Here is a 15622-nt window from a genome sequence, read left to right as displayed (position 1 = left end):
AACTTCCCATAATGAAAAATGAACAATATATAATAGCCATCGGCGCCTCTGCAGGCGGGCTGCAGGAGATCAATTCTTTTTTCGACCATACTCCCTTGGACGGTGTTTCATACATTGTTATCCAGCACTTATCAGCAGATTATAAAAGTATGATGGCCGCATTGCTTGCCAAACACACAAAGCTGAAAGTTGTTGAAGCGCAAAACAACATGTTTGTAGAGTCCAATAATATTTACCTTATTCCAAGTACAAATATCATGACGATTGATGATGGCCGTTTATTGCTGACCGATAAAGTAAAAGGCATACCCAATCGTACAATCAATACTTTTTTTAACTCTCTTGCAAACGAGAGGGGCAATAAAGCCATCGGTATTATTCTTTCGGGTACCGGGTCTGACGGTACAGAAGGTATTGAAGCTATAAAAAATGGAGGTGGCATGGTGATAGTGAGTGATCCTAAAACAGCAGAATTTAATGAAATGCCGATTAGTGCTATTGCTAGTGGTAATGCTGACTATGTTGTTGAGCCTGAACAAATGCCCAATATAATAGAGCAATATGTAGCAGAAAAAACGAAATTGCCCGATGAAGAATTTAGTAATGAAGAGGAAGAAAAAATAATGGGCAATATAACAGATCTTATTAAAGAGCAGTTACCTGTTGACTTTTCTGATTACAAAACTACTACTATCTTTAGAAGGATCAGGAGAAGAGCTTCTCTTCTTAACTATCGCAATATGGAAAGCTATTTTGGCCTATTAAAGACCAATAAAGCAGAGTTACAAATACTTGCCAAAGATTTTTTAATAAGTGTTACTTCTTTTTTCAGGGATCCTGATGCTTTTGAGATCCTGAAAACAAAAGTGATCCCCGGAATCATTAAAGACAAATCAAATGGAGAAGAAATAAAAATCTGGGTAGCCGGCTGCGCTACAGGTGAAGAAGCCTATTCCCTTGCCATGCTTGTACAGGAAGAATTAACAGCTACGCAAAAAGACAACACTGTAAAAATATTTGCTACAGATATTGACAGCGATGCGCTTCAATTTGCAGCTAAAGGCGTTTATAATGAAAGAAATATAAAGAACTTATCTCCTGAAAGGCTTGAGATGTTTTTTACAAAACAAGCCAATGGCTATAAAATAAAAGATGGCATCCGCAAGATGCTCATTTTCGCCCATCATGACCTGGTGAAGAATCCGCCCTATTGCAATATGGATATTATCAGTTGCAGGAACCTACTCATCTATATGAAACATGATCTGCAGAAAAAAATATTCCACCTGCTGCATTTTGGATTGTGTAACGGAGGTTATTTGTTTCTCGGGCCAAGTGAAAATATTTCAGAAATCACTTCTTCCTTTGAAGAGATAGATAAAAAGTGGAAGATATACAAGAACATTGAGAAAAAACGGGTGCTCAATTTTGAATCGCTTACACCTGTAATTATTGAGCGTAAGGTATCTGCTTCCCCCCATGGTCAAAAAGATCCCAAGGAAAATAATAAAACTGCCTTGCCTGAAGCTTTTGATAAAGAGCTAATGATAACGCTGGGGTATGCAGGGCTGTGGGTGGATGAAAATAACCAGGTTATCAGTTCTTTTGGCGATACAAGTAAACTCTTGCTACAAAAATTGTTTAATCATAACCTCGTTGACCTCTTACAAAAAACACTGGCTATTGCATATAGCACAGCAGCCCTTGAAGCAGACAAAAGGAATGAAACAATAGTTGTTAAGGAGATTAATGTGATGATTAATTCATCCGCCAGCGCGGCTACGCTGATCGTTAAGCCTTTAACCATACATGAAGACGGTTCAAAAGAAAGGTTAGTGCTGCTGAAAGAAAATGAGTCATTGAGTGTAAGCGGGAAAAACCAGCGGTTATTTGATGAAAAAGTTTTTGCCGGTGAATACCTGGTTAACATAGAGAAGGAGTTAAAGGAAACGAAAGAAAAGCTGGCTTCCACTTACGAGTTGCTCAGGGCGTCTGATGAAAACATGCAGTCTTTTAATGAAGAATTACTTTCTGCCAATGAGGAACTGCAAAGCACCAACGAGGAAATGCAATCGGTGAATGAAGAACTGCATACCGTTAATGCTGAATATGATTTAAGGAATAGAGAACTGAGTAACCTTAATGATGATTTGAATAACTATTTCCGTAGTAATATAAACGGACAAATATTTGTAAGCAGAGACCTGCTGTTAAAGAAATTTTCTCCGGGTGCTGCAAAACATATTAATCTTCTTGAAACGGATATAGGGCGGCCTTTAAGTAATATTTCTATCAATATTAAATTTGAAACGATTGAACAGGATGTAAAAGAAGTTGTAAGAAGCGGGGGGGTCATTACAAGAGAAGTTGAAGCTACAAATGGTAAGTGGTACCAGGTTATGACCATGCCATATATAAGGCAGGCAGATAACACAATAGATGGGGCCATCATTACCTTTAACGACATTACCGAATTAAAAATAATACAGCAGGAACTGGATGAAAAAAATAAAAGCTTAACATTGATAAACGCCGATCTTGACAATTTTGTTTACACTGCATCACATGATCTTTTAGGTCCCGTTGCCAATATAGAACAGATCATATATATGCTGGAGGATAAAAAAACGTTGTTTGATGAAGAGGTTGTGGACTATTTAAATATGCTTTCATCAGCGGTGAATAAATTCAAAACAGTGATTAAAGACCTTACTAAGATCAGTCAATTGGAAAATACAAAAGAGGAAAAGGAATTGATCAATATAGATGAAATGATCGATGATATAATAGAATCGATACAGGATAAGGTGACTGCAACAAATGCGCAGGTCAGGAGAGAGTTAAATGTTGCTGAGATCAGGTTTTCAACGAAGAATTTCAGAAGTGTGGTTTATAACTTAATTAATAATGCGCTGAAATTTAGATCTCCCAGCCGCGTTCCTGAAATAATGATAAGAACAGAAGAATTGGATGATTTTATTCTTTTAACGGTAAAAGATAATGGAATAGGAATGGATGAAAGTAAAATTGATACTATTTTCAAAATGTATGGGCGTCTTAATGATGATATAGAGGGCCAGGGTTTGGGATTGTTTCTCATCAAAAAAATCATCAATGCATCCGGTGGCAAAATAGAAGTTGAAAGTGAAGCAGGCAAGGGCACTACATTTAAAATATTTTTTAAAAAATAGTGTGAACATATTTTTTTTGAACCAGGCGATATTACTGCTATTATACGTTGTTGCGTCGCACACTTGTACGTTTGGAAAAGCCGTCGACAGTTGACGGTCGACTGTCGACAGAAGTTTATCAGTACAAGTGTGCGACGCAAGAAAAGCATCATAATTATACTGTTGCCGGGTTCATAAAAACATTAGGCCTGTTCGGGTGTGTATAATCCAAATTTAATAGCGGCGATAACAATGCCAACTGTATTCTTAGCTTCAAGTTTTTCAAGAATTTTTAAACGGTAACCTTCAACGGTTCTTGGGCTCATAAATAATTGCTCGCCTATTTCTTTGGTGGTGTATTGTTTGCAGATGAGTTGTATGATCTCTTTTTCTTTTTCTGATAATTGCAGTGCAGAATATTTATTATCCTGCTTCTTTGCATTACGCGCCATTACCTGCATCAGTTTATTGCCGGTATGCCTGCAGTAATATTGCTCCTTTTGATGAACCCTTTCAATAGCTTCTTTTATCTCTGCTTTGTCGCAGTCTTTTACAAGATAGCCAGATGCTCCTGCTTCCAGCATTTCTACAATAAGCGAAATTTCATCAAACATAGAGAGCGCAATCACGCCAATCTCCGGGTGATGTTGTATAATGTATTTTGTTGCTTCCACACCGTCCATCAACGGCATCTTAATATCGGTAATAACAATATCAGGCTGTATTGCATCAACAAGTTTTATTAACTCCCTGCCATTAGAGGCATCACCTGCCAAAGAAATTTCCGGGAACTTTGAAAGCATCAGTTTCATGCCATCCCTGAATATCTCATGATCATCTGCAAGCACAACTTTTATTAACGGCTTTGTATTTTTATCTGTTGACATTATATTGGAATTTCAAAAAAGTATTTGGTTCCTTTATCTCTTTCCGAGTCTATTATAAATTTAGCATTAAGCACTTCTGCACGGCTTTGCAGGTTCAGTAATCCAAGACCGGCTCCGTTCTTTGATCTTTCTTCATAATTAAAACCAACGCCATCATCAATGATGGTAAGCAAAAGCACATTCTCCTGTTTCTTTAATTCCATTACAAGTGTTTTCGCTTTAGCATGTTTAATCGTGTTGTGTATTGTTTCCTGGAATATGCGGTAAATATTAATTTCTTTTTCTTTCGATAATTCGATCTTCCCTTCACATACAAATCTTATGTTCAAAGTATACATGCCGTTTACCTTATCAATAAATTCTTCAACGGCATGTATCAGTCCGTTTCTTGCCAGTGTATTGGGTAAAAGATTGTAAGATATTTCTTTGATCTTAACGATTATATCGCTCAGGTGTTTGTTGGCAAATTCAACGATATTTTTATCATCATCACTTTCTGCATCAAGCTGGTTTATACGAAGTTTTACCGCAGATAGCAAAGGTCCCAGTTCATCATGCAGGTCTGCTACAATTCTTTTTCTTTCATTCTCCAGGGTAGAGATCTCAGCATTGATCTTTGCTTTGTACAATTGCATATTCCGGCGCTGGTGTCTTATCATCGTTATGATAAAATAAATAATGATAATGCCCAGCACTACAGCCGCAACGGTTACCGCAGTGTAATAGTTCGCTTCTTCGGTATGCATAGTATAACAAATGTTAGAAGAATATTGAAAAGAACATTTACGTATGCCTGTATATCAAATATCCTGTTTTGAAGTTCATGATCATCGGTATACCGGTAAAATATTTCTGATAAAATTCTATAAGCATAAAAAATAATGACGGCTATACAAAATAAAAAAATTGGGTTCTTCAAAACATTTCCATGCTCATTGGCAACAAGAAAATTTAACTCATTCACCGCAAGCAAAACCAATAAAAACGGGTACAGTATAAGAAAGAAAGATGTAAAAGTATTTAGCTTGCCCAGTATTATTTCGTCGGTTATCCAAAATAGTGCAACAGATATTGTAGTCAGGTAATATGAAAACTTCTTTTGTAGAATATGTTTCCAGTTCCTGAACTGGCGGCAATAAAATATAAACTCCAACAGGTTATAGATATTGGTAGGTATTGCATTACCCGAGCGAAAAAAATAATAAGTGATGATTTCATTTATCAGCCCCAGACTTATAACATAAACAAGCGGATGATACGAGACCGGTATTTGTTTAAACTTAAAAACACTTACAGAAAATGGAAAAATAATGCTCAGGCTTAATAAAAACCGATACGTTGCATCGCTCATGTTTATTTTGTTTTGGAGTAAGCTGCCCGTTATGGTTGACGCTGCCCTGATTCAAGTAACAGATCATTTTTACTGGTTGCAGGAGGCGGTGGTGCCGATGCAGTTGTAACCATACCCCTTTGTTTCAGCGATCCTTTCTCTCTCCTGGTTTGTTGCAATATATCTTCCCCGTTTGCATCAACACCCGCTAAGACCAGCCGTATTTTTTTATTCTCGTCAAGCCCAAGGTACATGCGAAAACCAACTGTTGCTTCCTGGCATACCAGCGAATCAATAGCTTTCAGATTAAACGTTTCATAATCAGGTAAAATATCTTTACTGCTGCCATAAGCGCCAGATAAAATACTGTCTTTATTTCTTGCATAGTTATCTGTAAGTTCCAATGCACGTTGCAATGTTATAACATGATTAATACCGTTAAGTTCTTTGGTATAACCGGTTGTATCAGCTTTATTATCTACACATGAAGTAGTTACCACTTCATGGGTATTGTCTTTGCAGGAGAAAAAAATATTGCTGCATAAAAGAATGCCGGCAACGCTGTACTGTAAACCACGTAAGGCGGCGGATTGTTTTTTCATGATCACTTTATTTAAATGTTGTAATAAATTTTTGCCAATGTAAATGATTGGCAATTAAAGATACTGCGTAGTTCTACTTTATTTCAAAAGGATTTATCACGACAAGTATTTGGCCAGGCTGCAGATTCAATAATAAGCGTTCCTTGCGTCGCACACTGCATCTGCAGAAATCTTCCTCAACAATTCTTAAATAACAATATGATTTATATTTTTTAATCCCTTATGTTTTTTAAATAAAAACATGGAAAGGTTTTTGTTATGTTTCATCTTGTCAGCATCAGTGAAATTGCAAAAATTTAATATTTTATGCCCCCCATTTCTAAAAGGCTTGTAATTACATGCCGCCTGCTTCTTTTTCTGCTCTTCGCTTTTATAAAGCCCTTCGCTTTGTTTTCACAAACCACTCAACACTATAATGTACTGTTTATTATTGTAGATGATATGAACGAAAAGGCAGGCATGTTTGGATACCCTGCTGTACTCACGCCTAATCTTCAGCGGCTTGCCCGTCGTGGTGTAGTTTTTAGAAAAGCTTATACGCAGTTTCCGTTATGTAACCCCTCACGCACCTCTTTATTAAGCGGCTGGAGGCCAGATAAAACAGGCATTTACGATAACAAGACTAGCCCCAGGTCTAAAATGGGGCAACAGGTGAAATTCCTTCCGGAATATTTTGGTGTCTATGGTTATCATACAGAAAGGGTAGGTAAAGTAATGCATGGTGGTTTCCAGGATGAAATTGCCTGGAATTACTCCGATAAGACCAGGTCTGACGATTTTTCAAGCGAATCTGATTTAGGTTCCTGGTGGGTAACAAACTTACAGGATTCAAAAACTATAAATGGTATATATGCAGGTGCTATGGTTAAACGTATGCAATTACAGCCTGCACAACCTTTTTTTCTTGCACTCGGGCTTACTGTTCATAGCCCCTTTACGCCATCTTTAAAATATTGGAATATGTATGGCGAACCTTCTGTGCAGCAGTTATTACCTATTAACAATAAGGGCGATAAAGGCACTTTGAAAGGGAATGGTTCCGGAAATATTGTTTTACCAGACACTCCGCCAAACGACAGGAAAGATGCACCGGGTGCAGCCTTTCCTTCACAAATACTAAAAACAACAACAGATTGGCAAAATACACGGCACGCTTATTTTGCAGAAGTAACAGAAATGGATGCACAGCTGGGAACCGTTCTGGATGAAATGGACAGGCAGAATCTCTGGCAAAATACAGTAGTGGTTTTCGTAAGCGATCACGGTCAGCATCTTGGAGAGCATGAAGGTTTATGGGGTAAGAACACTTTGTTTGAAGAGTCTGACCTTGCACCATTAATTGTTTGCGTACCCGGTAAAAAAGCAGGTGTAAGCGATGCGTTGGTAGAGTTCGTTGATATCTATCCTTCTCTTGCAGAGATATGTTCGCTGCCTGCACCATCGGGAATGGAAGGATCAAGTTTTGCAAAGGTAATTGACAATGTAAGCACACCATGGAAAAGAGCAGTATTTACGCAGGTTACACGTGCCTCAACTATAGGTCGCTCAGCATCAACAGGTCAATACCGTTATAATTCATGGGGTCGTGTAGGCGAAGAATTATATGATCATGCAACAGATCCTTTTGAGTACACCAATCTTGCAGAAAATAAAGCCTATTCAACGCAGTTAAATACAATGCGTACAATACTTAATGAAGGATGGACAAAATCCCTGCCACCTGGAGCAGGCGTTGCATCTTTTGCAATCAATAATTCTTATGTAACTAAACCAGCTATACAATCACAGATATCAGTTAAAATATTTCCTAATCCTTCCACCGGAAATATAATTGTTTCATTAGATAATCAACATGCCGGTATTGTTGCCATTACTGTTTATGATAATGCCGGTAAAAGTGTTTTTAAAACAACACATTTACTAAATGAAGGCTCTAATACTATAAATCTTCAGCTCAGCTCACTTGCTGCCGGTATATATACACTTGATCTAAAGCATAAAGATTTCAATCAAACTATTAACCTCCTAATAAAAAAATGAGCATTCTTAATAGAAAATAAGCGTAAGATGATACAAACATTTTGGAGCCCATCAGCAGCACCAATATTAAGCTTCGTTGCGTCGCACACTTGTGCACCAAAACGTTGGGCAGCAACAAATACAGTTCAATAGCTTTTTTGAATAAGTAGTTATCGTTATCAAATTTTTAAAATGAGATAGCTTGAATATTTATTTGATGTAAAGACTTTTAGAACGTTTCCTTTTTTTTTGCATGCTCCCCTAACAATGTTTTTGGACCGGTGTATCTGCATAAAAATTAAACTTTCTCAGGCAATACTTTTATACGAAATTTATAAAGTATCTGTTACTCAAATCCTCCTTTGGATTCTGCAATTTTTTAAACAGCTAAATTTTTCTCTATGAAATACTACTGCCAAAGAAAGTTTATACATATTTCTCTTTCATTACTACTGATAGCAAGCGGTTCTATGAAGCCATTAATTTCACTTTCGCAGGATGGGCCGCATTACAATGTACTTTTTATTGTGGTTGATGATATGAATGAAAAGGCTTCTGTTTTTGGTTACCCGGAAGTACTTACGCCCAACCTTCAGCGTCTTGTAAACCGTGGTATTGTTTTTAGAAGAGCATATTGCCAGTTTCCCTTGTGCAATCCTTCACGTACTTCTTTATTGACTGGCTGGAGACCAGACAAAACAGGCGTTTTTGATAATGGTACAAGTCCACGTTCTAAGGTAGGAAACCAGGTAAAATTTCTGCCGGAATATTTCAGTCAATTTGGTTACCATACAGAAAGAGTGGGTAAGGTAATGCACGGCGTTTATCAAAATCAGATTGCATGGGATTATTCAGACAAAACAAATGCTGATGACCTGTCAAAAGGCTCAACTCCCGGTTCATGGTGGGTAAGAGATTTGCCGGATGCCAGTACAATAAACGGAATATATGCAGGTATAATGATCAAACGCATGAGACTACAACCACCACAACCGTTTTTTCTGGCGCTGGGCCTTACTGTGCATAACCCTTTCACACCATCGTTAAAATATTGGAATATGTATGGTGACCCTTCTGTGCAACAGTTACTGCCGATTGATAAAAATGGAAATACAGGAGATTTAAAAGGTAATGGTTCAGGCAATATTAAATTACCTAACACCCCCCCGGGAGACAGGAATGATGTTCCCCGTATAGCTTTTCCCATACAGGTAAATAAAACAACCACAGACTGGCAAAATACGGTACATGCGTATTATGCCGAAGTAACAGAAATGGATGCACAACTGGGATCTGTGCTGGATGAAATGGACAGACAGAATCTTTGGCAAAATACAGTGGTTGTTTTAATTGCAGATCATGGTCAGCACCTGGGTGAGCATGAAGGCCTGTGGGGTAAGACTACTTTGTTTGAAGAGTCTGATCTTGTACCGCTGATCGTATGTGTACCCGGCAAACCGGCCGGGGTATGCAATGCTTTGGTAGAATCGGTTGATATGTATCCTTCGCTGGCAGAAATTTGTTCTCTTCCTGCGCCTTCGGGTATGGAAGGATCAAGCTTTGCGAGGTTGATTGATAATGTAAACGAACCATGGAAAAGAGCGGTGTTTACGCAGGTTAAACGCAGAACAACTGAAATGTACTCTGCATCCACAACGCAATACAGGTATAATTCATGGGGCAGTTCTGGGGAAGAATTGTATGACCATCTGACAGATCCATTTGAATATACCAATCTTGCAGGTAATGCTGCTTATACATCTGTGCTCAAAATGATGCGTACAATACTGGCAGAAGGCTGGACAAAATCTCTACCACCTGAAGATGATCTGTCATTTGTAAGTACAGATAACTATGTTGCTAAAGCAACGATTGGTTTGCAGACTACAATAAAAACGTTTCCTAATCCTTCCGATGGAAATATGTTTGTTTCATTAACAAGCCTGCATGCGGGTATGGTGAGATTAAATGTATATGACAGTTTCGGCAGAATTATTTTAAGCACAACAAATGCAATAAGCGAAGGCCATAACACTTTTAGCATTCATCTTGACTCCATTGCTGCGGGATTGTACACGCTTGAAGTAAAAAATAAAGAAGTACAACAACTGGCAAAGCTGGTTATAGAAAAATAAATACCAAAGTAATTAAAGCTGATTAAAGAAATAAAAGTACAAGTGAGTGACACAACGAAAGCTGAAAAAAGTTCATAAGCTGACATTATAAAAAATTCAAAAAAAACAAAATTAAAACTGGAGCATAAAAGCAGTGCCTTCACCTACATTGCTTTGCACCTGGATATTTCCTTTATGCAGCATCATTATTTGTTTGCATAAACTAAGCCCGATACCGCTACCTGTTTTTTTAGTGCTGAAGAAAGGAATAAAAATTTTATCTAAAAGCTCTTCCGGCATGCCTGCACCATTATCCGCAATTTTGATGATTGTTTTATGATTGGGTGAAACATATGCAGACAATAAAATATGCGGATCTGCACTTTCTTTTACTGCTTCAATAGCATTTACAATAAGGTTAATGAGCACCTGCTCTATAAGATTGGTATCGGCCTCAAGCATAAGATCAGGGTCTTTTAGAATGATGTCCATTTCAATATTCTTTTGCTCAAGTGTAGGCTCCATCAACGTATGCATGTTCTCAAAAAGATCACGTATATATACTTTTGAAAGATTAGGTGTAGTTATTTTATTGAGGTTACGATAGGTTTCTGCAAATTTCAGCAATCCTTCACTTCTTGTTTTGATAGTATTGATACCAAGTTCAAGATCTTCGAAATTTGATGAGTTCTTAGGTGATACATTATCTCTTGACTGTTCAAGAATATTTTTAAGCGTACTGGACAGAGAAGAGATTGGCGCAATGGAATTCATGATCTCATGTGTCATTACACTTAGCAAACGTTGCCATGCTTTGCTTTCTGTTTCATCCAATGCTTCATTCACATTTTGAAAAGCTACGAGTTTATATTTTTTTCCTTCTGTGTGAAAAGCAGTTGCCGATAGCAATACTTTAAATGCAGATTTATCATGGTGCGCCGTTGCAATAATACTTTGCCCCAAAGGAAGCGACATGATCTCATGATACAAATTCCAATCTCTCTTTGATAAAGAATGAATAGTTTTTAAATAGGGTATCTGCAATAATTTTTTTAGCGATTCATTCATCCATACCACTTCACCGGTTTCCATTTCGTATGAAAGTATACCGGTATCTACCAGCTCAAGGATCTTTTGCAGGTATTGGTATTGTGTTTCTTTTTCTTTACTGATCACTTTCATGGTAGTGTTAATATCGTTGAAACCCTGGCGCAAGGGCTGTAATTCAAGCGGGGCATGTTTTACATCAAAGTAGCGGGAAAAATCGCGGTAGTGTACACTCTCTACAAACTGCGCTACTTCATCCTGCGCTTTTTTATGAAACTTAAAAAAATCAATTACCTGTATAATGATGATAGGTATAATAACAATCTCATAAGGATATAGCCCCGATACCAGCAAATAGCTTCCAATGCTGATGGTTACAAACATCAGCACTACGCGTACAATTATGCGCCATTCATATTGTTTAAACATAAGAAACGTATCAGGTTACAGATATCAGTTGTCAGTTATAATACAAGATAGAAGTAATCTGAAAATATTATTTTTAAATTATAAAAAATATTTTATGTGAAACTTTAAAGAACTTTCGATTTGGCAAAGAAGCCATCAGCTTACCCTTAGAATTTATCTTTCTATTAAATGCGGATCAATTTCAGAACTTGAATACCAGGTATTATTAGCAAAAGAACTTAGTTATTTATCTGCTGCTCTTTTTGAAGAACTAACTGATGAAATAATTGAAATAAGAAAAATGATCTGTTCATTTATTCAAAAAATTGAAATAATAATACCCCACTGCTGATACCTGATCGCTGATATCACACAACTATATATCATACTTACTCAACCTCCTGTACAATGCCGTTCTTGTAAGCCCCAACTCTTTTGCCGCCTTGGTAATATTGCCGTTATGCTTTTCTATTACACGAAGAATAGTATTTTTTTCGATGCTGCTTAAATTAAGATCATCTGCATCATTATTTTCAGGTGGTGCAGATTCAATAGGAGAGTAGATAAGATCTTTAGGTTCCAGTACGTCTCCATCACTCATTATAATAGCTCTTTCAATAATATATTGCAGTTCCCGCACATTACCGGGATAATGGTATTGCATCAGTTTATGTAAAGCCGCATCATCAAATTTTATTACAGGCTTCATGTATTTGGAAGCATATAATTTAAGAAAGTGTTTTGCCAGCATAATAATATCCTCACCTCTTTTACGCAATGGCGGTACTGTTATCTCAACTGTATTGATGCGGTACACAAGATCTTTCCTGAATTTGCTTTCATTGGCAAGTTCCACCAAAGGCAGGTTGGTAGCGCATATCAGCCGGATATCTACCGGTACCGGTTGGTTGCTGCCAAGCCTTGTTATAAAACGGTTCTGCAAAACAGTCAGCAGCTTTGCTTGCTGTGTAAGACTTATATTGCCTATCTCATCCAAAAACAATGTTCCTTCATTAGCGCTCTCAATGCGGCCCATGCGGTCTTCCTTTGCATCTGTAAAGGCACCTTTCTTATGACCAAATAATTCACTTTCAAAAAGTGTTTCGGTAAGCGCACCCACATCCACTTTTATAAAAGGTTTATTGGCCCTTAAAGATTTTTGGTGAATGGCTTTTGCTATCAGGTCCTTACCGGTACCATTTTCACCAAGTATCAATACGTTTGCATCCGTGGGAGCGATCTTGTCTATCTTAAAAAAAATATCTTCCATTACCTCACTTTCACCCAGCAACTCTTTACCAATAACGCTATCGCCCCGGATAGAAAAATCTCCTTTATTTTTTGCTGCACCCTTTCTGCGCAAAGCGTCGTCGATCGTGGTCAGTAATTTTTCATTGTGCCAGGGCTTTACCACAAAATCAGATGCGCCTTCTTTTAAAGAACGTACAGCAAGATCAATATCTCCATACGCTGTTATCATGATCACTGCAACATCAGGCTTCAGTTCCTTTACGCGTTTAAGCCAGTAAATACCTTCGTTGCCCGTATTAATAGAAGCTTTAAAATTCATGTCCAGTAAAACAAGATCAGGAGATTGCTTTGAAAGCAACGCAGGAATATTCTCAGGGTTTTTTTCTGTTACAATTTCTTTGGCTTCCGGTTTCAGTAAAAGGCGCACCGCCGTTAAAACATCCGGATCATCATCAATGGCAAGTATGCTGTATTTCTTAAGACTCATATGCGTGCTCTAATTTATACTTTTTATTTTTTGTAGCCTGTCTTCATTACATTATTCAGCTTTCGTTGCGTCGCACTCCTGTACGCTTTGTTCTTTACGCAGCACCGCATGAATTTGCTTTATACCAATATTCAACTTTCGCAATCCGGTTGTGTTTGTGTGCATTATTTCAAAACATACTCCTGCGTACAAACTTATTTACTATTAACATACCAAGATAAAAAAATATGATAATGAGAGCTTTATATAAAACATGCCTTTTTGTTTTGTTGCATTTGCGTACAGTAATGTATCGAAAGCGTACAGTGATGAATGCAGAATATTATTGTTGCAGTACAAGTGTGCGACGCAACAGGTGGCGCCATTAATACCAGGTTTTACAGGGTTATGATGAATGTAGTGCAGTTTATCAATTAATATATTATCAGGACTGACTGGAACTGCAAGCGGGTCTCTTTTCCAGAATTGATAATCTCTATCTTCTTTTTTACTTTTATATTGAATAAGGAGTGTTTTGTCTTTTGCCAGATACTTTTTGAACTGATGTGCTGTAAACTCAGAGAAACTTTCTGCGGGACTTTCATTTTTCTGTCGGTTGGTGTCCCACCAACCGAAATTATTCTCTGAAATGCGTCAATATTTTATATTCATCTTCTCCTGATGCATAAAATTTAGCGCTACTCCATTTATATTCTTCAGGCAGCTTACATAAAGCCCATTTAGGTTTTACAGGGTTATGATGAATGTAGTGCAGTTTATCAATTAATATATTATCAGTACTGATTGGAACTGCAAGCGGGTCTCTTTTCCAGAATTGATAATCTCTATCTTCTTTTTTACTTTTATATTGGATAAGGAATGTTTTGTCTTTTGCCAGATACTTTTTGAACTGATGTGCTGTAAACTTAGAGAAACTTTCTGCGGGACTTTCATTGCCATTTTGCCGGAGCATGCACCATAACAAATGAATGTGGTTAGGCATAATTACATAACCATAAATTTTTACCAGTTTATTATTAACAAGATACTGAAGTGAGCGGATGACGATAAGCTTTAAATAATCATCTGAAAGCAGGTGTTTGAAATCCTGAATAGTTTGGGTATAGAAATAGCAGGTATCTGTATGCATTTGACCCTGCCTTCTGTGAAAGATGTTCATACTTTAAGATAAGGATTTAGTGTAACATTTCGGCAGGTGGGGACACCAGCCGATAGAGCGTAGCAGTGTTACAGGTTGACCTGGTTGTACATTTTGCGTACTACCGGCGGTGTGTCTCCACCCGCCGGAACGGCTGAGATTATAGACACCAACCGATAGCAAAAGCTTTAAATAATCATCTGAAAGCAGGTGTTTGAAATCCTGAATAGTTTGAGTATAGAAATAGCAGGTATCTGTATGCATTTGACCCTGCCTTCTGTGAAAGATGTTCATACTTTAAGATGAGGATTTAGTGTAACATTTCAGCAGGTGGGGACACCAGCCGATAGAGCGTAGCAGTGTTACAGGTTGACCTGGTTGTACATTTTGCGTACTACCGGCGGTGTGTCTCCACCCGCCGGAACGGCTGAGATTATAGACACACCCCAACCGATAGAAAAAGCTTTAAATAATCATCTGAAAGCAGGTGTTTGAAACCCTGAATAGTTTGGGTATAGAAATAGCAGGTATCTGTATGCATTTTGACCCTGCCTTCTGTGAAAGATGTTCATACTTTAAGATAAGGATTTAGTGTAACATTTCGGCAGGTGGGGACACCAGCCGATAGAGCGTAGCAGTGTTACAGGTTGACCTGGTTGTACATTTTGCGTACTACCGGCGGTGTGTCTCCACCCGCCGGAACGGCTGAGATTATAGACACCAACCGATAGCAAAAGGTCATGCAACTTATTTATTTCTATGTTGCAGTAGCAGTATTTCAATATCTGTTTCTTTATAGTATATTTTACCTTTTATTTTCGAGTAGGGCAGCAGACCGCTGCTGCGCCAGTTTTGCAATGTGCGTGCACTTATATGCAGGCGCTGTAACACATCCTGCTTATCTAACCATATATCATCTGATATGGTTGCCGTTTCATTTTTATTTTCAGCGGCTGAAACTATTTTTTTGATTGGTTGATTATTGTTGTTTTTATTGTCAGGCGCAGGGTCTTGCATCATAAGAATTTAGTTTAGGGGTTTAAATTTTATAACAGAAGATTTATTATTTGCTTTTTTTCTTTTTGCGTCAAAACAAATCCGTACGCAATAAAATACAGGAAGCAGAATAGTAAAAATTTGGGTTTGTTGCATATGGGTTTTATTTTATG

General features: G+C 37.7%; 13 protein-coding genes. 4 read left to right on the top strand and 9 right to left on the bottom strand.

Going from position 1 to position 15622, the window contains the following annotated elements:
* Nucleotides 1-11: 11 nt before the first annotated feature.
* On the top strand, nucleotides 12-3191 hold the full coding sequence (locus FRZ67_RS01275) for a CheR family methyltransferase (RefSeq protein WP_147187800.1): 3180 nt from the start codon (nucleotides 12-14) through the stop codon (nucleotides 3189-3191).
* Between the two features lie 182 nt (nucleotides 3192-3373).
* On the opposite strand, the gene FRZ67_RS01270 is transcribed toward FRZ67_RS01275, so the two are convergent.
* From FRZ67_RS01270 to FRZ67_RS01255, 4 genes are read right to left on the bottom strand one after another with little or no spacing between them, the layout of a single operon-like run.
* The gene (locus FRZ67_RS01270) at nucleotides 3374-4057 is read right to left on the bottom strand and encodes a response regulator transcription factor (RefSeq protein ID WP_147187799.1); all 684 of its coding nucleotides are present in this window, start codon (nucleotides 4055-4057) and stop codon (nucleotides 3374-3376) included.
* Nucleotides 4057-4803 carry a sensor histidine kinase gene (locus tag FRZ67_RS01265; protein ID WP_147187798.1) on the bottom strand — a complete coding sequence of 249 codons (747 nt, stop codon included), beginning with the start codon at nucleotides 4801-4803 and terminating at the stop codon, nucleotides 4057-4059. The genes FRZ67_RS01270 and FRZ67_RS01265 overlap by 1 nt, the downstream gene beginning before the upstream one ends.
* Nucleotides 4767-5408, bottom strand: coding sequence for a hypothetical protein (locus FRZ67_RS01260; RefSeq protein WP_147187797.1), 642 nt, complete (start codon nucleotides 5406-5408; stop codon nucleotides 4767-4769). Before FRZ67_RS01260 ends, FRZ67_RS01265 begins: the two co-directional genes overlap by 37 nt.
* Before the next feature lie 29 nt (nucleotides 5409-5437).
* On the bottom strand, nucleotides 5438-5989 hold the full coding sequence (locus tag FRZ67_RS01255; RefSeq protein ID WP_147187796.1) for a hypothetical protein: 552 nt from the start codon (nucleotides 5987-5989) through the stop codon (nucleotides 5438-5440).
* 306 nt (nucleotides 5990-6295) lie between these two features.
* On the opposite strand from FRZ67_RS01255, the gene FRZ67_RS01250 reads away from it, so the two are divergent.
* Nucleotides 6296-8029 carry a sulfatase-like hydrolase/transferase gene (locus tag FRZ67_RS01250; RefSeq protein WP_147187795.1) on the top strand — a complete coding sequence of 578 codons (1734 nt, stop codon included), beginning with the start codon at nucleotides 6296-6298 and terminating at the stop codon, nucleotides 8027-8029.
* A 380-nt stretch (nucleotides 8030-8409) separates the two neighbouring features.
* Entirely contained in the window at nucleotides 8410-10143 is a 1734-nt protein-coding gene (locus tag FRZ67_RS01245; protein ID WP_147187794.1) for a sulfatase-like hydrolase/transferase, read from the top strand.
* A 111-nt stretch (nucleotides 10144-10254) separates the two neighbouring features.
* Here the strand turns inward: FRZ67_RS01245 and FRZ67_RS01240 are convergent, their stop codons facing one another.
* Complete coding sequence (locus FRZ67_RS01240) at nucleotides 10255-11598, bottom strand: sensor histidine kinase (RefSeq protein WP_192903894.1); 1344 nt, start codon at nucleotides 11596-11598, stop codon at nucleotides 10255-10257.
* 118 nt (nucleotides 11599-11716) lie between these two features.
* Between FRZ67_RS01240 and FRZ67_RS23900 the strand changes: the two genes are divergently transcribed.
* Entirely contained in the window at nucleotides 11717-11929 is a 213-nt protein-coding gene (locus FRZ67_RS23900; RefSeq protein WP_147192991.1) for a four helix bundle protein, read from the top strand.
* 24 nt (nucleotides 11930-11953) lie between these two features.
* On the opposite strand, the gene FRZ67_RS01230 is transcribed toward FRZ67_RS23900, so the two are convergent.
* From FRZ67_RS01230 to FRZ67_RS01215, 4 genes are all read right to left on the bottom strand, one after another.
* On the bottom strand, nucleotides 11954-13315 hold the full coding sequence (locus FRZ67_RS01230; protein WP_147187793.1) for a sigma-54-dependent transcriptional regulator: 1362 nt from the start codon (nucleotides 13313-13315) through the stop codon (nucleotides 11954-11956).
* A gap of 616 nt (nucleotides 13316-13931) precedes the next feature.
* A complete protein-coding gene (locus FRZ67_RS01225; protein ID WP_147187792.1) occupies nucleotides 13932-14474 on the bottom strand; it encodes a transposase in 543 nt (180 codons plus the stop codon).
* 3 nt (nucleotides 14475-14477) lie between these two features.
* The gene (locus tag FRZ67_RS01220) at nucleotides 14478-14747 is read right to left on the bottom strand and encodes a hypothetical protein (RefSeq protein ID WP_147187791.1); all 270 of its coding nucleotides are present in this window, start codon (nucleotides 14745-14747) and stop codon (nucleotides 14478-14480) included.
* Nucleotides 14748-15200: 453 nt separating this feature from the next.
* Nucleotides 15201-15473, bottom strand: a complete 273-nt coding sequence (locus FRZ67_RS01215) for a helix-turn-helix domain-containing protein (RefSeq protein WP_225975467.1) — start codon at nucleotides 15471-15473, stop codon at nucleotides 15201-15203.
* Nucleotides 15474-15622 lie beyond the last annotated feature (149 nt).

It is taken from the genome of Panacibacter ginsenosidivorans (assembly GCF_007971225.1).
In the GTDB taxonomy this organism is placed as follows: Bacteria; Bacteroidota; Bacteroidia; order Chitinophagales; family Chitinophagaceae; genus Panacibacter; species Panacibacter ginsenosidivorans.
This window is presented reverse-complemented; position numbering and strand designations above follow the sequence as displayed.